General features: G+C 44.5%; 19 protein-coding genes and 1 tRNA gene. 7 read left to right on the forward strand and 13 right to left on the reverse strand.

All coding sequences use genetic code 11. The features are described from left to right. Positions 1 to 35: 35 nt before the first annotated feature. From EL262_RS02205 to ispE, 6 genes are all read right to left on the reverse strand, one after another. Positions 36 to 1,631 (reverse strand): alkaline phosphatase family protein, encoded by a 1,596-nt coding sequence (locus EL262_RS02205; protein WP_025837996.1) that lies wholly within the window; start codon positions 1,629 to 1,631, stop codon positions 36 to 38. Positions 1,632 to 1,649: 18 nt separating this feature from the next. Continuing rightward, positions 1,650 to 2,858 (reverse strand): lipoprotein N-acyltransferase Lnb domain-containing protein, encoded by a 1,209-nt coding sequence (locus EL262_RS02210; protein WP_025837999.1) that lies wholly within the window; start codon positions 2,856 to 2,858, stop codon positions 1,650 to 1,652. Between the two features lie 9 nt (positions 2,859 to 2,867). Continuing rightward, positions 2,868 to 4,271 carry a methyltransferase RsmF C-terminal domain-like protein gene (locus EL262_RS02215; RefSeq protein ID WP_025838000.1) on the reverse strand — a complete coding sequence of 468 codons (1,404 nt, stop codon included), beginning with the start codon at positions 4,269 to 4,271 and terminating at the stop codon, positions 2,868 to 2,870. Between the two features lie 373 nt (positions 4,272 to 4,644). Next, positions 4,645 to 5,910: a hypothetical protein gene (locus EL262_RS02220; protein WP_078735644.1), complete on the reverse strand. Its 1,266-nt coding sequence runs from the start codon at positions 5,908 to 5,910 to the stop codon at positions 4,645 to 4,647. A gap of 144 nt (positions 5,911 to 6,054) precedes the next feature. Continuing rightward, positions 6,055 to 8,616 carry a S9 family peptidase gene (locus EL262_RS02225; protein WP_025838001.1) on the reverse strand — a complete coding sequence of 854 codons (2,562 nt, stop codon included), beginning with the start codon at positions 8,614 to 8,616 and terminating at the stop codon, positions 6,055 to 6,057. A gap of 21 nt (positions 8,617 to 8,637) precedes the next feature. After that, entirely contained in the window at positions 8,638 to 9,450 is an 813-nt protein-coding gene (gene ispE / locus EL262_RS02230; protein ID WP_025838003.1) for a 4-(cytidine 5'-diphospho)-2-C-methyl-D-erythritol kinase, read from the reverse strand. Between the two features lie 332 nt (positions 9,451 to 9,782). Between ispE and EL262_RS02235 the strand changes: the two genes are divergently transcribed. From EL262_RS02235 to EL262_RS02255, 5 genes are all read left to right on the forward strand, one after another. Next, positions 9,783 to 11,408: a glycosyltransferase gene (locus EL262_RS02235; RefSeq protein ID WP_036853546.1), complete on the forward strand. Its 1,626-nt coding sequence runs from the start codon at positions 9,783 to 9,785 to the stop codon at positions 11,406 to 11,408. A 79-nt stretch (positions 11,409 to 11,487) separates the two neighbouring features. Then, positions 11,488 to 12,036: a 1-acyl-sn-glycerol-3-phosphate acyltransferase gene (locus tag EL262_RS02240; protein WP_036846031.1), complete on the forward strand. Its 549-nt coding sequence runs from the start codon at positions 11,488 to 11,490 to the stop codon at positions 12,034 to 12,036. 5 nt (positions 12,037 to 12,041) lie between these two features. Next, positions 12,042 to 12,842, forward strand: coding sequence for a nitrilase-related carbon-nitrogen hydrolase (locus tag EL262_RS02245; RefSeq protein ID WP_036853548.1), 801 nt, complete (start codon positions 12,042 to 12,044; stop codon positions 12,840 to 12,842). 145 nt (positions 12,843 to 12,987) lie between these two features. Further along, positions 12,988 to 13,062 (forward strand) — tRNA-Pro (locus tag EL262_RS02250). Positions 13,063 to 13,222: 160 nt separating this feature from the next. Beyond that, positions 13,223 to 14,437, forward strand: a complete 1,215-nt coding sequence (locus EL262_RS02255; RefSeq protein ID WP_025839201.1) for a site-specific integrase — start codon at positions 13,223 to 13,225, stop codon at positions 14,435 to 14,437. Positions 14,438 to 14,542: 105 nt separating this feature from the next. On the opposite strand, the gene EL262_RS02260 is transcribed toward EL262_RS02255, so the two are convergent. Both EL262_RS02260 and EL262_RS02265 read right to left on the reverse strand, forming a co-directional pair. Beyond that, positions 14,543 to 15,166 carry a hypothetical protein gene (locus EL262_RS02260; protein WP_025839199.1) on the reverse strand — a complete coding sequence of 208 codons (624 nt, stop codon included), beginning with the start codon at positions 15,164 to 15,166 and terminating at the stop codon, positions 14,543 to 14,545. A gap of 121 nt (positions 15,167 to 15,287) precedes the next feature. Next, on the reverse strand, positions 15,288 to 15,773 hold the full coding sequence (locus tag EL262_RS02265; RefSeq protein ID WP_078735642.1) for a hypothetical protein: 486 nt from the start codon (positions 15,771 to 15,773) through the stop codon (positions 15,288 to 15,290). A gap of 119 nt (positions 15,774 to 15,892) precedes the next feature. On the opposite strand from EL262_RS02265, the gene EL262_RS02270 reads away from it, so the two are divergent. Further along, positions 15,893 to 16,420 (forward strand): Panacea domain-containing protein, encoded by a 528-nt coding sequence (locus EL262_RS02270; RefSeq protein ID WP_025839193.1) that lies wholly within the window; start codon positions 15,893 to 15,895, stop codon positions 16,418 to 16,420. Positions 16,421 to 16,423: 3 nt separating this feature from the next. Then, entirely contained in the window at positions 16,424 to 16,870 is a 447-nt protein-coding gene (locus EL262_RS02275; RefSeq protein WP_025839192.1) for a hypothetical protein, read from the forward strand. A 29-nt stretch (positions 16,871 to 16,899) separates the two neighbouring features. On the opposite strand, the gene EL262_RS02280 is transcribed toward EL262_RS02275, so the two are convergent. From EL262_RS02280 to EL262_RS02300, 5 genes are read right to left on the reverse strand one after another with little or no spacing between them, the layout of a single operon-like run. Continuing rightward, complete coding sequence (locus tag EL262_RS02280; RefSeq protein ID WP_025839189.1) at positions 16,900 to 17,313, reverse strand: N-acetylmuramoyl-L-alanine amidase; 414 nt, start codon at positions 17,311 to 17,313, stop codon at positions 16,900 to 16,902. Then, the gene (locus EL262_RS02285; RefSeq protein ID WP_078735641.1) at positions 17,310 to 17,807 is read right to left on the reverse strand and encodes a hypothetical protein; all 498 of its coding nucleotides are present in this window, start codon (positions 17,805 to 17,807) and stop codon (positions 17,310 to 17,312) included. Before EL262_RS02285 ends, EL262_RS02280 begins: the two co-directional genes overlap by 4 nt. Further along, complete coding sequence (locus EL262_RS02290) at positions 17,789 to 18,313, reverse strand: glycosyl transferase (protein ID WP_126464337.1); 525 nt, start codon at positions 18,311 to 18,313, stop codon at positions 17,789 to 17,791. Before EL262_RS02290 ends, EL262_RS02285 begins: the two co-directional genes overlap by 19 nt. After that, positions 18,310 to 18,897 (reverse strand): hypothetical protein, encoded by a 588-nt coding sequence (locus EL262_RS02295; RefSeq protein WP_025839183.1) that lies wholly within the window; start codon positions 18,895 to 18,897, stop codon positions 18,310 to 18,312. The genes EL262_RS02290 and EL262_RS02295 overlap by 4 nt, the downstream gene beginning before the upstream one ends. Then, complete coding sequence (locus EL262_RS02300; protein WP_025839180.1) at positions 18,894 to 19,841, reverse strand: beta propeller repeat protein; 948 nt, start codon at positions 19,839 to 19,841, stop codon at positions 18,894 to 18,896. The genes EL262_RS02295 and EL262_RS02300 overlap by 4 nt, the downstream gene beginning before the upstream one ends.

The raw sequence follows: 19,841 nt of genomic DNA on the forward strand, positions 1-19,841 counted from the left end.
TTTATTATTTATTCTTTCTTTTAAGGTCTTTAGTCTCAATGACTGCCGAGAGCAGGGAGTCTACCCGAAGTCGGAGGGCGTATACGCAGTATGTGGCAAATAGTTGCCGACACATCCCTTATGTCTAAAGGGGTTGTGATTTTGGCAGACTTGGGATTGGGGTACCTGACAATAAATGTCGTTTGAATGGCATTTTGTTTATAGAGTCCCGAATCCGTTAGATGTTCGGCGCGGATGAATGCCCAATTTGGAAGAAGGTCGAATACTACGTCTCCGCGCTCCTTATGTATCGCGCGGTTGAGACAACTCTGAAATAGGGCATTTTCTCTACTTTCGAGTGTCGCACGCTGTCTCAATTCATAGTCCGTGACGACATACTGTACACCACTGAAGTCCTGCAAAAAGCCTGCTGCTTTCTGCTGAACCTCACGAAGATCCAACTTCTGCGACTCGATCAACTTCCTATTTAGGAAGATCTGTCCATCATTGGTGACTTCTTCGATCCAATTTCCTTGACCATACTGAGCCATGATGAATACGTTCATCAAAGCCTTGCATCTATCGTTGTGGAAATACCCTATGATGTCATCCTGGGTATAAAGCTCACGACCCATGCCATTGCCGACAAGGGCGATAAGCGTCTGAGATAAGCCTGAGCAGATTTCGATTTGTTTCAATATGGAGGCGACCGCTCTGTCCAGTCTGTAATAGGTGTCCAACAACTCCGGTGTCACATCCTGATCCGCATCCGCATGATTTCCGGCAAAGAGGTTGAGGCTCACAAGATCGGGGATCTCATCCTTCCCGATCTCTGTATTGGCAAAGATGAGATCGACAGCCTTTGATAGCTCCTCATTGATGAGAGCGGATTGTTTGAACTTTGTTATCCCTTCTCCATTTTGGGAGAATGAGTGCTTGAAGTTCTGATTTACTCCTTTTCTTAAGAGATAGGGCAACTTATAAAGTTGTCCGTACGCAGGAGACCAAATTGTACTTTTGAGACGTTGGTATATGCCATTCTCACCATCATTGAGGCGGTAGATGTATGGCGGATAGCCATCCTTGTAGTAAGTGGAGGATACCCACTTTCCATTGTAATCATCTATCCAGAATACGCCATCGGCGTGTTGTCCACCACCGATTATTGCCTCTTCCGCATTTGGAGCCAAGCTGTAGATAAGACTTTCTCCTTTGCTTGCTTGCCATAGTTTGTCTGCTATCGTCGGTGCAGAGAGCCGTTTGGGCGAAAGGCGAGACGACGTCGCATATCCGATATACTGCTCGTCGTGAAATACAGAGTTGTGTGCCGATACCTTCCCGTCTGATGCTCTGACAAAAGGTCTGCGGGTGGCTATGCCATTGCCAAGGGCTGTTGTCCCGGTATGTAGTAAGGCTTGGCTTGCAGTGCTGTTGGGCGATAGTAGAGGGTTGTTTACATTATTGTAAACCTGTCCCTCTTCGAGGAGCCTTTTGAGTCCGTCTTCGGGTAGAAGAGGAAATATCTCATCCAACAAATCTGATCGTAGCTCATCGACAGACAACAGCACCACAAGTCGAGGTATACCGGCCTCTACTTGTTGGGTCTGGCACATTGCCAGCAATGCTATGATGGGTACTATCAGTTTGTTCATCAACGTTATCTCGTAGATTTACTGTCGTTTACTCTTGATATAATTCAATACTCCGGAGTAAAGTGCATGATCCACACAGATCAGACCGAACAGTATCGTCATCCCTTCCGGCAGTGTCTGGTAACCGAAGATCACCCCTACGGCACAGAGGAATACCCCTACAAAGTTAATAAAATAGAGCCAATTATTAATCCTCTTACATTGTGAGAACCATATAGTTATTGCCAGGGGTAAATAGAGTGGGGTGAATAGCAGCATATTCAGGTTGGGAAATGTGTGTGGGTGATGAGAGATGAGTCCCAAGAACCAAAGTATTATCCCACATACCGAGATGGTTATGAAGAGCAGACTCCTATACACACTGAGAGCATGAGGTATTCGAGGCTTTAGCATCACGAGAAGGGCATAGACCAATAGTATCCCGATGATCATCGTCGTAGGTGTGATAGGAGAATCTTTCTTTGTGCCCACGGGGCGTGTTTCCTGTACCAAGACCGTCTTTGCTCGCACCAAAGGCTCATTGTTGTCACTTCGGACGGCATGATCCAATTCCTTTTCTAACATGAGTGGTAGAAATGCTGCTTCCGAGAGACTCATTACCTTGTCTGTCTGCGCTCCAAGGGGAAGTTCACACAAGAATGTGTACCAACGATCAGTCCTTGTGTAGTGTCGCAAGATAGACCTGAAGGTCGGCATTTCCTCCATTCCAACGATTTTCATCCCTTTGCTGAACTGTTCGATCAAATCCCTTGGTTTGGTCGAGCAGTTATCGAAATAGAAGTTGTAGATGTAGTCTCTGTTTTCGGGCAAGGCATTCCACCGCAAGAAGTCGTACATCTCTTTTATCTCGGATTGAGAGAGGTTCAAGACTTGTTGGCTCACACTTCTACCCTCGTATCTGTATGCATCAATGAAGTCAGACATGGGGCTTATCCCCAAAGCATAGAGGGGCTTCCCAAGTGCAAAGTTCATCAAGAAATTGGGCTGATCAAACGAAAACAACCCATAATTGAAGACATAATCCTCTTCTCCATTGGTATCCCATATCCTTATGGCCGTATGCCCATAGAGCATGAATGTCTCCAAATCCGATGGCCCACATGTAAGTAGTGCGGCTTTGTATTCAGGGATATCGATGGACTCTTGTGCCCATACCTTTGTGGCCCATGGAGAGTAGCTCGATAGCGATAAGGAGAGGAGTATAAGTAGTGTTCTCAGATGTTTCATTTCTTCTTTTTAGAATAGTTTGGGGAGTTCTTCCGACACGGCATTTCGATTTCGTATCACAAGTTCTTTGGGATAGAGATTGTTTACCCTGTTACCTATGTTTTTTATCCAGCCAAGAGGGACGCCTTTGTATGTGATGCACTCGAAACCCTTATGGGGAGCAAGATTGATGGTATCTCTTTTGAGATAAGCGAGGGCTGTATCTTCATCCACCTCGATATGAGGATAAGGAGCCTGATCAGCTATCATATTACTCATCGCCCATGAATGATGGGGGACGAAATCCTTGCCTTTGACACTACCTAAGATGATACCTTTAGACAGTACACGTACCCTCGCTTTTATTAAGAGGTCTGCGATGACTTTTCCTTGAGGTGAGAGATAGACAAACTCATCCCCCTCGTTCGTGATGTTCACTTGTTCTCTGATGGAATCTTTCAGTATAGAGGGGATCTGAGAGTTTTGGGTCTCTCTTTTTCGATTTCTTTGCTCCTGAGATACCTTTTGTTTCTTACCGGCTTTTTGTAACGCAAATATAGTAAATCCCTCTCCTACTGTATGGTGTGGGAAAAATCTGTACACACCGTCTCGCTCGCCTTTTGAGATCCCCATGGCTTCAGGTGTTTTGAGATCTGGAAAGATGATCTTCGCCACATCATAATGCTCTGAGAGGTACTCAAGCTGAGCCTCGTTCTCTTCTTTATTGTAGGTGCAAGTACTGTATATGAGGATTCCTCCTTGATGTAGCATACGCCATGCCTCATCCAGGATCTCTTTTTGTTTTATACTACATGATGCGACACTACCCATAGACCACTCGTTGCGACTGTTGGGGTCTTTTCGGAACATCCCTTCGCCGGAGCAAGGGGCATCCACGAGTATCATATCGCACATCAGCCCGGATTTTCTAAGTTCGTTCGGATAGGCATTGGTGACAATGACTTCGTCACTGCCAAATCTTGTGAGGTTTTCGTGCAAGGCAGACACACGACCTCTATCCGGTTCATTTGCAATGAGGACACAGGTCTTTGGCAGAAGGCTTCTCAGTAGAGTACTTTTGCCTCCGGGAGCAGCACAGAGGTCGAGGGCAATTTTTGTGTCATCGGACAGCTCCGATAGATACTGTGAGACAAACATGCTTGAAGCTTCTTGGACATAGTACGCTCCGGCATGCCAAAGAGGGTCGATGCCGAAAGTAGGACGAGTGTCAAGGTAATACCCAAGACTGCACCATGGTACGATCTTACCTCCGATGGGAGGGGTGTTCAGTTTGTAAGGATTGACGCGAATGCTTACGGGGGAGGGCTGATTCACAGAGCGACAGAAAGCATCTGCCTCCTGCTGACCGAACGTTGATCCAAACGCCTCCAAAAATGCCTCGGGTATCTTGTAGCCTTGCTCTTCTGTCGCCATATCTTCGGGTATTATATAATCAGGTACAAAGATAAGATAATCCTATCAATGCTTTTAGGTAAATATGAGATATTGACTCAACGCAAAAAGGATGGGGGATAAGTCTGTCGGCTTGCAGTGGATAACTGCCCGTTTGACTCACCCCCCATCCTTGAGGTATCGTCTTGTCCAAGTTCAGAGCTTGAACATAAAAAATGAAGTTATACGACCTTCGTCATCAAGTCAAACGACCTTTGTCATCAAGTCAAACGACTCTCGTAATTAAGTCAAACGACTTTTTTATCGCGTTCTACAACCTGATTTCGTGGCCAAAATGCTTCTGTGCTGGTCGTCGGTTGCTTTCATGACAACCTTTCGGCTTGAATATGATGTATCAGAACTTATACTGAACCATCAAGGTAAGGACATTGTCCTTCAGGTTGCTCTGATAGCCGGCCAAGTTTTTGCTCGTCTCGTTCGTCACGATGTCATAATAGCCTTGTAGCTTCATGCTCTTATTGATGTACCAAATGAGCCCCATACCAAGCGTATTGTACGATAGATCTACGACTCCGGAGTTAGCCTTACCGATTTGATCTCCTGAGAGATTGGTGTTTGGATCGTAGCTATCATATCTGATCACAGCTGAAAAGGGCAGTGTGCCGAAATCTTGTACAAATGTAGCGTACCAGCCATTGAAGTTGCGAATATAAGTGTCTCCGACATAGAGAGTAGAAGAGTTTGGACTTCTTGAACTTAAGGCTGTCCCGGGTTGTACCCCCCAAAGGTATTCGCCCAAGAGCTGAGTCTTGCCAAGTGGTGAAACAACGCTAAATCTCCCCTCTACCCCGAAGTATTCTCTCTTAGCAAAGGCGCCTTTGTTATTTTCGGAAGAACTGAGCTTAAACTCACCATTTTCGACCTGATAAACGTCTTTAGAACCCTGATAAACACCACCGTTGTAGTAAGAGAAGCCGATAGCTCCTTGGAGATTTTCTCCAAACTTCTTGTCTGCTACTATGCGACCAATGAAGTCTTTGCGGCTGTCTGTCTCTCTCTTGATCCCATTACCTGCAATGATGGCAAGATCGAGTTTTAGGAAATCAAGGGCAGAGCCTTTGGAGCTCTGTAGCGAGAGCTTCACCCCAAGGTCTCTCTCTTCGGGGAAGAGTGTCGGGAAGATCTTTGCACGCTCGAGGGTCTCTCTCATGGATGTCGAAGCCTCGATGTCGTATCCGAAAGGTCTCAGAAATAAACCAGTGGTCACACTGCTCTGTCCCATTTTAGGGAGATGAGCATTGAGATAGATGTCCTTGATGGCTATACCCTTCTCAGAGAGATCGACCTGAAAGACTCCGGACATATAACGTTCGGTATAAGCAAGTTTCAGACGACCTCTGCGGACTCCGATTCTGTTCCAATTTTCGGGATCTGCGTCTGTACGCTTTTCTCCGACTCTGAGGGTACTGTTTTCTTCCCCCCACTGCATTTGGGTTTGGATGTAACCGGATATTTTCAGTTTTTTGAGTGCAGAGATCTCTTCTTCGTTCTTTTGCACCTGTGTTTTGTGATCGCTGCACTTTTTGCACTTAGATCCCTCTTGTGCTTGCAGTGTCATGGCTATACCGAGAAAGCCCAATGTGTAGATGATTTTTCTCATTCCTTGATGTTACGTTTATGGAGGTGATTAAATGACATTGCAAAGCTATACAAAGGATATTACAATCTTGTTTAATTTTGATTGTTCTTCTGTTAAATATCCTTGTATGGCTTTGCAATATCAAGCCAAAGGGCATAATGCTTTTTATAAGTTCACTTTAGGATGCATATCATCCCACCATGTGGGATCGTCCTTGAGCCATTTTGCAAACCATGCAAAGATCGAATTGGTCCACTCGATGCGTTTGGGCTCTTCGAGGATGAAGTGGTCTTGGTTGTGAATACGTATAAATTCGACCTCCTTGCCCAAGATCTTGAGAGCATTGTACATCTGTACGCTCTCTCCGTCGGGGACATTGGTGTCTACCGTACCGTGAAGAAGTAGGAGAGGGGTTTTGATCTTATCCGCATTGAAAAGAGGACTTTGGCGCACATACAGATCGGGGTTGTTCCAAGGATAACTGTCGGCACTTGCAACGGTACTGTAACCTACACCCCAGAAGCCTTCACCCCAATAGGAGGAAAGTGCGCTGATCCCTGCATGGCTTATCGCTGCTGCAAAGATGTCTGTTATGGTCTGAAGGTATTGGGTCATGAAGCCTCCGTAGCTGGCACCCATACAACCGATCTTTTTGTCGTTTACAAATGAATGAGCAGCACAGAAGCCCTTGACCGAAGCGACGATCTCATCTGCTGTGCGCTTACCCCAGGCATTGACGTGACGAGATGCATACTCCTGTCCATAGCCGGTCGTGCCGCTTGGGTTGACGATATATACGACATAGTCTTGAGATGTATAGAGGTGAGGAGAGTATGCATTTTCAAATATTCTTGATGTCGGAGCTGTCCCACCATAGTAATAAACAATGAGTGGATATTTTTTATTGGCATCAAAGTTGGGAGGGAGATAAAATCTTCCGGGTACCACATCTCCATTAGGCATTGTGAAGTCCCATACCTTTCCGACTCCCACTTTGTAATCCTTCAGCTTTAGTGCAGAGAGGTCGTAGACAAGCTCTTCTTTATTATTTCTTCCTGAGATGAGGTACATACGGTCGGAATTATTCATACTTTGACCGATGTATGCCATTATCTTACCATCCTCGGAGACTCCGAAAGAACGTACATAATCCTCCTTGTGAGATAGTTTGGTAATCTTTCCGCTCCCTAAGTCACAGCTATATAGGGTCATCCTATCCTCATCTTCGGCTGTGAAGTAAATGTTGAAGAGCTTGGGTGAGATGTAAACGTTGTTTATGGATGGGTTGAAGTCCTTGGTCAGAGTGGACGTTTTTTTACTGTTCGCATTGTACAGATACATCTGCTTGTCATAGGTGTTGGCGATAGCTCCTTCAGGGAGGTTACGACCGATGCCTCCGAAAGCATCTGCAGTGCCTTGAACAAGCAGGATACCGGGCTTCGATGTGTAAGAGACCTCGGAGATCTCGGAGGTCTTTTTGAACAAGGTGTCTGCCTTCATGGTACGGAGATCCAACTCGATAAAGTCTGAGGTATAGAAGGGTCTCTTTGTCGTTATCTCGGATACAGAGAAGATCAACTTGCTGTCATCCATCGACATGTCTTGTAGTGCAGTTGTCCTAAATCCGTATGTGATGGGATTGTAAAGTCCGGTCTGTAGGTCAAACAAAGAGATAAAGTATCTGTGTCTGAAGTTTTGCTCTCTGTCTCCTCTGCCGAGTACTCTTGTGGAGTGCTTTCCTGCTTTTGGGCCTTGTTTGTGATCAAAGAATATCAAATATCTGCCTGAGGGGGACATCGAGAAGTTGCCCTGAGGGATAGAGCTGTGGATGATTTCCTCTTGCTCTGTTTCAGGGTCCAAAGCCACGAGGGCTCTATTTCCATTTTTTTCTCGTGTGAAGTAGAGTTTGTCTTTTCCCGGAAGCCAAGATTCACTTCCGACTTGTCCCAGTGTACGGATCTTTTTGTTGCCTTTATAGAGAGAATACTCGACATTGTGCTTCCCGCCGAAGTAAGTCCTTTTTCCCATGATCATGTACTTGCCCGAAGGAGACACTGAGACTCTCGTGAGGTTGTCTCCATGAAGCATAAAATCGAGATCGATATATCTCGTATCATCCGTCGTGGCCGATATGCCGGTCTCATCGTGTGGGCTCACGTATCTGACACGTATCCCCATATCTATTGTGTCCTTCGAGGTCTCTATGGTACGGATGACGAGTTGGTGCGCTGTAGGTGTGATTGTGACAGATGCTTTTTGGGGTGTCTTTATGGAGTCTTTGTGTACGGCCTTGTCTGATTGGGCAATCATCTTACCATCCAAGAATGCTCTGAAAGGCAATGTGCTCTCGATGAGGATACTGCCTTTTTCATACCTGGAGCTGTTGATGTTGGTCGCATAGGTCGTGATGTACGAAACGTTTTCATCAGCCTTATTCTTTTTCTCTGTAGTAATAAATCCTGACTTGTCCGCAGAGACTATCCGAGCCGATTTGTCTTTGGTGTTCATGAAAGTACTACTACCCAGCAGGCTGTTAGCATCGTATTTTTCTCCATTTATACCGATGCTGTCACTCATGAATGGCGAACGAAAAGCCACTGTCTTAAACGCTCTGAAGTTACTTATGCTGAGCGTGTCAGGAGAGGTCTTTTTAGCTTCTTGTGCCGATGCCATCGTCATACTCGAAGAAGCCAGACCAAGGATTAGAAACTTGGAAAATGAATTCATTTTTAGTTGAAAATATGATTGTTATAAAATAAAATGTCTGACGGTGTACATCTTCGACAGTTCGGAGAGATCTAATGCCTCACGGCTGAGACAGTACAGAGCCGATCCTGAACCACTCATTGAGGCATAGACTGCTCCTCTGGCATAAAGTTCTTGCTTGATCTCTCCGAGGATGGGATGAAGTCCGAACACTCCTGCCTCGAAATCATTTGTGACTGTGTCTTTCCATGTCTCTATGGGAGCCTGAAGCACGGTGCGAAGGTCATATCGAGCCGGTTGGGGCTTGATGCCCGCATAAGCGTCCTTGGTGGATACATGGATGTCCGGTAATACAAGATGTAGATGGATGCCCGAAAGATCAAGATCTATGGGAGACAATATATCTCCGATCCCTTCGGCAAAGTGAGGGGAGGGGGCTATAAAGAATGGACAGTCTGCTCCGAGTTGCTTCGATAAGGCTCTCAACTCGTCATCGCTCAGCGGAAGATTGTACATCTCTCTCAGCATAAGGAGTGCTGTCGAGGCGTCAGAAGAGCCTCCTCCCAGTCCCGCCCCCGAAGGTATCTGCTTACGTAGTATGATCTCCACAGGTGGAAGTGTACCGCCAACATGATTGTTGAGCAAGTCGTAGGCTCTCCATACGAGGTTGTCTCGGGGAGGGCACAAGCGGTCGCAGTGACCGAAGTCTGTCCTCATCTCCTCAGACTCAATGATCTCAAGTGCATCACAGAGAGGAATCGCATGGAAGACAGTCTCAAGGTCATGATAACCGTCACTTCGTTTGTTCACAACATTCAGCCCGATATTTATCTTGGCTTGAGGAAATCTTAGCATCCTTAATATATTAAATGATTTATTTGGACTACGATACGGATGTGCTTGTGAGCACATCCCTATTCCACAAAAATACAGATAATATTCAAGAAATCTTCTGTAAAATTAATTTGAAAATATGCTTTGGGATGATGTGTATATGGCTCTTTAGGGGTCTTTGACAGAAAGTGTTCTGTCTCGGGGCAGAATACTTTCTGTCGAACATTGGAAATATTTCTGTCGAGATACAGATACTCTCTGTATCCTATGCAACTTTTTGTGTCATTTGAGGGTTTTACAAGAAGGGAGACCTCCATGAGAGAGAGCCCATGAATAAAAGATTATAGAGAGTGATGATACAACCTGATTTTATATTTGAGACTTCGTGGGAAGTGTGCAATAAAGTAGGGGGCATATATACTGTCCTAAGTACTCGTGCTGCAGTGATGTTGAAGGACCTTTCGGATGAAGAACGCCTGCTATTTATAGGGCCTTGGATCAAGGGGCGAGAGCTCACAGACTTTGAGCAGGACACAGACTTGACCGAAAAGTGGGGGAAGCCTATATCTGAGATGATACAATTGCCTGTCAAGGTGGGATATTGGAGCATTCCAGGTCGTCCGATGTGTGCCCTTGTGGACTTTAGCAGCCTTTTTGAACAGAAAGGAGACTTATACTTCGAGATGTGGGAGAAGTACGGTGTCCGTAGCGAACTCGGGTATGGTGATTATGATGAGGCATGTATGTTCAGCATTGCCGCGGCCAAGGTGATGATGGCTTGGAAGGAACTGAGTGATCTTGATGGCAAGGTCATATCGATTTTCAATGAGTGGACTACAGGTATGGGGCTTCTGTACCTCCGATCTCACTGTCCCATGATAAGGACAGTATTCATTACCCATGCGACGACAGTCGGGCGTTCGATAGCAGGAAATGGCAAACCTCTGTATGACAATATGCAGTACTTCGATGGTAATCAGATGGCTGAAGAACTGAATGTGCAGGCAAAGCATACCCTTGAACGACTTGCAGCTTATCGTTCGGCAGCCTTTGGGACTGTAAGTGAGGTGACGAATGTGGAGTGTGCCCAACTCTTGGAGAAGCCTGCAGATGTGATAGTACCGAATGGTTTTGAACCCGGTTTTGTACCATCTCCTCCTGATATGAAGAAGATCAGAGAAAAGGCTCGTCATCGGATACTCGACATCACCCATGCGTTGTATGGCAAAGAGTTGGGTAAGGATGCTGTGGTTGTGGCCACTTCCGGACGAAGTGAGTATCGCAACAAGGGCTTGGATGCCTATATCGAAGCCATGGCTCAGGTGGCAGAAGATGAGACGATACAGAAGGATGTCATTGCACTCATCCTTGTGCCCGGCTGGATCAGTGGTGCAAGGGAAGATCTTGCTCATGCTTTGGATATCGGTGGGACTTTTTCCAAGTCTATGAGAGACCCCGTCTTATCTCATAGGCTTAATGCTCCTCATCACGATCCTATCCTTAATCATCTCATGTCTTACAGAGACAAATGGGGAGTAAGGGTGTATCCTCTGTATATCCCTTCGTATTTGGATGGTAGGGATGGGATCGTTGGTATGACATACTATGAACTCTTGTCCGGTGTCGATCTCACTCTCTTCCCGTCGTACTACGAGCCCTGGGGTTATACGCCTCTTGAGAGTATCGCATTCGGAGTCCCCACAGTGACGACAGATAAGTCCGGATTTGGGATGTGGGTAAAGGGACTGTATGAGACACCATCGATCCGGAACTGTGGGGTGGAGGTTCTTCATCGTAATGATCACAATATGAAGACCGTTGCGGAGGATTTAGCTCTCACTATATCGTCGTTCGTCGCTCTACCTGACAAGACACGCAGCGGTGTGTCTGAGATAGCAAAGGGATTGTCTGAGGAAGCCTATTGGGATAAGTTCTACATCCACTATAAGCAGTTGTTTGATCAGGCTCTGAAGCCTTGAGTCTATCTCTGTCTGATGTATGTATATGGAGGAAAAGAGTTAAATTTGCGACTGATTTATAAACAGAATATACTATAGTATGATAGAATATAAGCCCTTTTGGGGCAAACTCCTTAAAATGTTTGGGTGGAAGCCTATTTATCCCGAACGTGTGTCTCGTAAGTCTGTAATCTGTGTCGCTCCTCATACAAGTAACTGGGACTTCCCTTTGGGACTCTGCTACTATCTTTCGATGGGACGCAAGCCTCGTTTTTTGATCAAAAAGGAATGGTTTGTATTCCCTCTGAATCTTTTCTTCAAGATGGTTGGCGGTCTTGCTGTGGATAGGAGCAAAAAGACCTCTACAGTGGATCAGATCATCGAGGGGTTGGCAACAAAAGTAGACTATAATATCGCTGTCACTCCCGAAGGGACTCGTTCAAAGAGAAAAGAGTGGAAGACGGGGTTTTGGCGGATTGCTTCAGGTGCCGGCATCGTGATAGAGTTGGCAAGGATTGATTATAAAAAAAAGGAGCTTGGGATTTTTGAGATCTTCACACCCACCGGTGATATGGAGGCGGACATTGCTTACATTCGATCGAAGTACAGAGCGGATATGGCAAAGTTTCCCGAAAAGTATGCGGAGTAAGCAGTATGAGAACTAAAGATAGGATTAATGTTGCCCTCATCCAGATGCAGCAAGTACAGTGTGATATCGATCAAAATATCTCTCACTTGCAGTCGATCATAGAGCGAGAGTCTATCGATGGGGTGGATTTGATCCTTTTGCCTGAGATGTGGACAACGGGCTTCGTGACAAAGATGGAGGATGGGCTCTCAGATGCTTACACTCGTGGTCTAAAAACAATGAGAGAGCTCTCTCTGAGATATGGTTGTGCCGTCTACGGCAGCCTGCTCAAACTCTTGGACAATGGACGACTTGCCAATGCCGGTGTCTTCGTAGATGTCTCTGAGGGTATAGAAGAGGAGTATCACAAGGTACATCTCTTCGGTCCCGGTGGTGAAGCTAAGTTTTTTGAGCCGGGAGAACGACGATGTCTCGTGGATTGGAGAGGATGGAAGATCTTTTTGTCTATTTGCTATGATTTGAGGTTTCCGGTGTGGATGAGGTATAGCCAAGAGATGCCATATGATATGCTTCTTTGTACGGCCAATTGGCCTTATCCACGCCAGGAGGCTTGGAAAATGCTCCTTCGTGCAAGGGCGATCGATAATCAAGCCTATGTTTTGGGTTGTAACAGGGTGGGGCAGGGACCGAAGACTTTGATCTATCCCGGGGACTCTGTCATTGCCGGACCTAAAGGAGATTTACTTCACGAAATAGTCAATGATGAGGAGCGTGTGATGAGAGTAACTTTGGATAAAAGCGAACTTTCTAGTTTTAGAGAAGTGTTTCCGGTACTTCAAGATGCTGATCCTTTCGAGTTGCTATGACTTTTTTTCTAAGCCTATCTTCCTGATAGGTATTTTGTTAGCTTATCGATGTGAAAAGTTGTGATAAAAAATACAAGAAAAAACGCTCTAAATGTTTGGAAGGTCTGAAATAAATACCTAACTTTGCAGAGCAAAAGAGAAAAGACGGGGTGTAGCGCAGTCCGGTTAGCGCACCTGCTTTGGGAGCAGGGGGTCCCAGGTTCGAATCCTGGTACCCCGACTTAAAACAAAGGCGTTGATAATCAACATGATAAGTTTGGTTATTAGCGCCTTTTCTTATTGTGTTGTCACTTAAACCTCGGGGTTGTTAACAGTTTTTATGTCGAAAAGTATGCTTTTCTGCATAAAACATCTGCAAAATCCCTGCAAATGAATTCAAGATGGCAACGACTAAATTTTACCTTGATACACGAGCAGATAAGCTCAATGGCACGTTCCCTCTCACTATATCAATCAGTCACAATGGAACCTCAGCTCTTTTACCCGTTGGAATAAACCTGAAACAGGAAGAATGGGACCCACGTGCAGAAAAAATAGTGAAGCATCCGCAGCGCCAAACACTAAACACTCTTATATTGAAACGTAAGTTTGAGATTGATATTGAGCTGTTAAGCATGGTCTCTGACAAGCGCATGAAATCATATAAGGCTACCGATCTAAAGCAGCTTATATTGAACCCAAGAGATGCAGGAAAAGAGGATGTTTTCTTCATGGAGCAATTCAGGCGATCTATAGATATGCGCCTCAAGGCAAGCACAAGAGAGGTGTACGAACACACATACAAGAGGATCAAAGCATTTGATCCAAACTATGAGGATATTCGTTTTGAAGACATCAATAAAGAATGGCTATTGAAGTTCGAAGCTTTTTTGGCTCAAACATCACCATCAAAGAACGCACGCAACATCCACCTCCGTAATATTCGAGCTGTATTTAATGATGCTATAGATAATGACTACACAAGTCACTATCCATTCCGGAGATTTAAGATCAGACCTGTCCCGACCGCTAAAAGGTCATTGCCTGTTGAGGACCTCAGAATCCTTTTCAATTATCCAGTATCCGACTCTCAGGTAAAGTATTTGGACATGTTCAAACTCACATTTTTCCTCATTGGGATCAATACAGTGGATCTTGCAGGGTTGCGATATACAGACCTAAGGCACGATCGTATCGAGTATACTAGAGCAAAAACGAGTCGGCTGTATAGCGTGAAAGTAGAGCCGGAAGCAAGAGCCATTATTGATCGATACAGAGGTATTAAATATCTGGTGGATATATCGGATCATTACAAAGACTACCAGAACTACCAAAAGAAGCTCAATAAAGCCCTTAAAAGGATAGGGGAGATTGATGTATATGGAAGGGGTGGTAAATATCATTATAAAGCACTACACCCTGATATATCCATATATTGGGCACGTCATACCTGGGCAACCATAGCAGCAAGCCTCGACATACCACGAGATACCATTGCTCATGCTTTGGGGCATGGTAACAACACGGTTACGGATATATACATCGACTTCGATAGATCTAAGGTTGACGATGCTAACCGCAGGGTCATTGATTGGGTTCTATACGGTAAGAAATAACACTAATACAGACTATCTTTCGACCGTCTTGTATTAGTGTTAATCCCATCGTCTTATCTCTTTTATTCCATTACTTTATCATCTTGGATTTGCAAGTGTTTTGGGCTAGAAATCTTCACTTGATTTTTTCTTTACCTCATCATCCTTTGCTTTTTGTTCTTTCTTAACACGGCTTGCAATAGGGACATTCTCGTAATCCATATATGAAGACAAACCATTTCTTCTAAATGTAATCATCATATTATCTTTGATATAGTGATATGATGTTTCCCCAATAATATCATCAACATAGTAGCCCCGGAAACTATTTCTTCGTTCAGACTGATTGAAAGACATCATCATCATTTCCATTTCTTTTCCAAGGTTATATTCACTGCTTAAAAAGTAAGTTATTGCATATAGGGAATCATTCTCAAATTTTGGAATAAAACTAATTTGTAAATCAAGGCTTTCTGACAGCTTAAAATCATACTTATAGGCATATTGCTCATCTGTGTACACCTTCCCTGCATTCACCAAGCTGTCAAGAAATGAATTAAGTTGCTTTTTGTTCATCCCAAACTGAAAACCCAAAAATAATTGCGTTTCGGTTTGCGGTGCTTGTTCGGCTTCTGCATATGCTTTCTCAAATGCTTCTTGCATTTCCTCTGACTTGCTCTGCTGTTTGCAACCCGAGAAGACGACCACCAGCCCGATAAGGGCAATCATTGTAAATAATAATTTCTTCATTGCATTGTGTTTTGTGGTTAAACTCAACAAATGTAAATATATTTTACCATTCCGTGGCGCTCAGAATAGATAAAATAATAGTGCCTACTTTCATAAGTAAGCACTATTTCAGAACAATTATCTATCTCGGCATCCCTAGTGGACGCAAGAACACGACAAGAAGAGCACTTATTACAAAAATGATGATTATATAACGTAGCACGCCCGACTTGTGATCTTTGATCTTTTCGGTTATTTTGGTCTCTCTGTGCGTATCTTCGGCTCGTGCTGCGACCTTATTAGTTATAACCTCCGTTGTCTCGACATCTTTTGCCTGCTCTGTCGCATTGATTTTGACAAGGGTCTTGCGCTCCATCTTAACACCCCCTTTCGGTGGTGGAAAAACATTGCTACTTGACTTAATACCCCCTATCGGGTCTATCGGTTCGTAGTACTCTGTCTCTGTAATAACAACAGAGCCCGAATGCTCCTTAATCCATTCTGAGATGGTTTTCCGTTCTTCTCGTGCTGTCTCCGAAGTAATCTCTTCTGTCTTGATCTGCACCTCCTCGGAGATTGTTTTGCGCTTGGAGACACAACTACTTAATAGACACGATATGACTATCAAGATTATAATGTTTTGTTTCATATGGCAAACAGGTAATTGTTAAAAGTATAATGATTATTTGTTTTATAAGTTAGTTAGTTATACCTTTGTTGCAGGATAATCATTGCATGGGCATATAAATGAACAACTTAGAACAATATAGCCTCATTGAAATGTCATTGTACATTTTACAGAAGACGGGAGGGCTGGATATATACCACCTGCTTAAGACACTATATTTTGCACAGAGGCATCACCTTGCTACTTATGGCATGCCACTTGTCGCAGATGAATTCCATGCTCTTAAGTATGGCCCGATCCCAACACATTTGTATGACTTATACAAACATAAGAACTCCTCTTTTAACTGCGTCATCGGATCTGAGAATGAAGATGCGCAAGGCATACTCTTTGCCAGACGAGAACCCGATATGGATTATCTTTCCATTGCGGATATAGAGACGCTTGATTATTCAATCAGGATGTACAGCAGTAAAACCTTCCAAGAACTTAAAGAGCTGAGCCACGATGAATATTGGGAGAGGGCATTTAACAACCCTTCAAATCATATCATGTCGCATGTTGACATCGCAAACTCCGGGGGTGCACCGAGTGGTGTCGTCGAGCTGATCAACGAACACAATTCTATCAAAAACGCCCTATCCTGAAATATGCTTTTAGCAGATGGAATGCCGGAACACCTCTTGTTAGAGCGTCTTGTTAATGGACGGGTTTTTCTTATTCCAAAAGATAAAATAAAACATATCGTTTTGAAAAATGGAGATGATCAAGCTGCGAACAAGTACTATATATTCTTGGGATTGAGTTCATCTAATGGAACTTGTGCCGGTGTAATTATAAACTCTCGTATCAACAGCTTTCTCCATCAGGATCGTCGAGATCTGCAAATGCCACTGAAAGTAGACCCTGATCACTCATTCCTCCGCCATGACAGTTTTGTTGACTGCTCTTGTTTGTTCATCGTTAAAACAAGCGATATCTTCCGGCAAAAGTGTGTAGGATCAATAAGTCAAGATGTGCTTTCCGATGTTATGAGCACCGTTTCATCGTCGAAGTTTATCAAAACAAAAGATCTGAAGGAGCACGGTATCATATAGCCACTTTGAAGGCCACACTTGTTTTTCTCTTATAATTCCTTTTGCACGTTAAAGCTCGGACAAGCTTTGGGCGCAAACTCGTTGTGTCCGTGTACCGTTGCGTTGGGATAATCCCATTGCAAGGTCGCTACAAGCTCTCGAAGTGCTATGCGCTGCGCTTCGGTGCGTGTGTCCTTGGGTGTCTTGCCATCCTTGGCGACCCCTCCTACGTAGCATACACCGATACTGTAACGGTTCTGCCCGACCGTATGCGCTCCGATCTGATCTAATGGTCGTCCCTCGTGGATAGTGCCATCGAGGTATATGAGATAGTGATACCCGATGTCTCTCCACCCCCTGCCTTGTACGTGCCATCTACGTACATCTTCCACGGTGTGATGTCTTCCCTCGGGTGTGGCCGTACAGTGGATGATGATCTTATCTATCCGCCTATTGGTTTTCATTTTTCATCTCCTTTCTTTTTCTCGGCCTGCTCCTCTTGGAGTTTGACCTTGCTAACGTTAATACCCATACGTGACATCATAGCCCCCAATATATGCAACTGCATGATCTCGACAAGGAACGGTATCACCTTACTGTCGGGGTATATCTTACCCGCGTTGTACAGCATATTGAGGATGTAGTAGTAGATGATGATCCAACTGAGGTACTTGACCACGACCGATGCCACCTCCACCTCTCCATAGAGGTGGAAAGTGAGGTGTATGAGCACCGTAAGCATGCAGAAGAACCCCATCTTGGTAATGGCATTGAAAGCCTTATTGAATTTGAACTCTTCCCCCAAGACTTTACGGTTTGCCTTAAACCCTAAAAAGACGTCCACTATCGACATAGTAATAAGCAGCACAAGAGCCGTAGATATTGGAGAAAGGATTGAGATGACGAGGGCAAGAGCGCCTATTGTCATCTCCTTAACTCTTAGATATACAGTGTCCATAGTAGCGTAGTGTATGTGGTTAGTATTGCGACAATCTCCGTCCAAAACAAAGCTTTAGATTTCGACAAAAAGGTCTTAATAGACACAATCTCCTCAGCTCTCTTGAAGCGAATGACAAGATATGCGATAAGAAATCCCCATGCGAATAGGAGATAAGGTGTCAACAGGGCGACAAGGAGCTGAGAGCAAATGAGCAAAACAGTTGCTCCAACCGCATGTATCTTAGCTTCCACCGTCTCTCCCTTAAAGTGGGGAGAAACGGCAACAAACAGCATACCTCCGCATCCGAGAAATGCGAGAAACTCAACATCTTCAGGTACTATCTCCAGCATAGCCGGCATGAGAAGGGCAGCACTCGAAAACATCGCAACGCTGAATAGGCTTTTGTGCCTTAGTCGGTAGTACGTTGCGCTGATAGATGATGGTACGCTCTTGTGTGATAGGAGCGTGTACGATACGTAGGCAAGAAGTATCGCAAGTGATAGTAAGATTAGTAGTGTAATCATAGATTGTCAAAATTTAGTGGAGAGGGCATCCCCTCCTTGTAGTTATACTTATTGATTTCTTCTTCCTTTTTCAATCCTCGGATGACCGACTCATGATACTTGATCTTTGTGTCTGCATCCGATGCGTAGACCTCCAATCGGTCAAGCATGGTCTTGACTGTCGCACAAGGCAGCGGAGTAGACATCAGCCCCTCGATGGGTAGAGTTATGGACTCTATACCAAGTGCGATCTTAGCCTCAACAGCTTGTCGAAAGGCTATACGCTCTTGAAGACTCACCCACATTTTTCGCCCCATGAAGGTGAAAGAGTTCACCTCGTCACCATTGTTGTACTCGTATAGCTCCTGAAGTTTCTTTTGCCTTGTCTCTTCGATTGTATCAACCTCAATGACTTCAAGCTTCTTGTTCCACACCTCAAGTGCAGAAGCATTAGGATACTTCTTGTGAAAGGCCACCTGCTCCGCACTCAATGGCACATACACTCTTATAGAGTCCTCATAAGACTCTCCCAAACTATACCTTTCATCCAATTTCCAGCCAAAGGCAATAATTATGCCTTCTCTGATGTAATAATACTGTTTCATAACCCTGCGTTTATTGCGATTGCTTGTATACTGTTAGGTGATGTTGGAGTCTTGATACTGAAACTTGCACCGGAGTTGTTGGAGTAGTGCACTCTATTACCCTTCGTATATACTTGTATCTGACCATCCTTTGACAAAGCCACTCTACTGTCATATCCACCGCCCGGAAGACCACTTGTCTCCTCCCAATTATTACCTCCATTACGAGACCTCACCATCGAAAAATTCGGTCTCACCGCAGTAAGTATCTGCCCATTATCTGATATAGATAGATCTATGCACTTAGTATAGAAGTACCTTATCCTAAAGCCTTGTGCATCGAAGTAATTATTTGACACAACATAATCTCTTCCGATATTGCCTCCAGAGAAAGCGATGATCCGTCGAGGACTCGAAGTTGCATCCATGACAACGTGTTCAGCTTTCGTATTGCTGTAGTACCGGGGAATGTTCAGAAAAGACTCTCCGTAGTCGCTACTGACATGCAGCCCATTCCCCGCCATTACACACATATACATTCCATCAGATGATATATCAATATCATATACCACACCATTCAAGCTTTTCTCTTGTACTGCGCCATTGCGATATAACAGAATCTTTTGAAGACCGGTCCCTTTCATGGGAGCTGCGACAATATACCTGCCATCATCTGACATTGATACATTAGCGTATCCCGATGTGCTTGTCAGGCTTTTGAATGACCGACCAAAGTCCTCACTAAAGAATAACCCGCTATAGTAACCGCAATAAGCGATATATTTTCCATTGTTCGATACGGCAATTTGCCTTGCTATATCACCGTTGAGTGGTAACATCTCCCAAGTCTCACCAAAATCCCTACTTATTGAGGATCCATGCCCATCTTGATGGATAACGATCAGTTGACCCGATTGATAATTTTCGCCAGTAACACCACCCAAGAGCATTCTTCTCCCTATCAT

Source organism: Porphyromonas cangingivalis, from assembly GCF_900638305.1.
Classification (GTDB): Bacteria; Bacteroidota; Bacteroidia; order Bacteroidales; family Porphyromonadaceae; genus Porphyromonas_A; species Porphyromonas_A cangingivalis.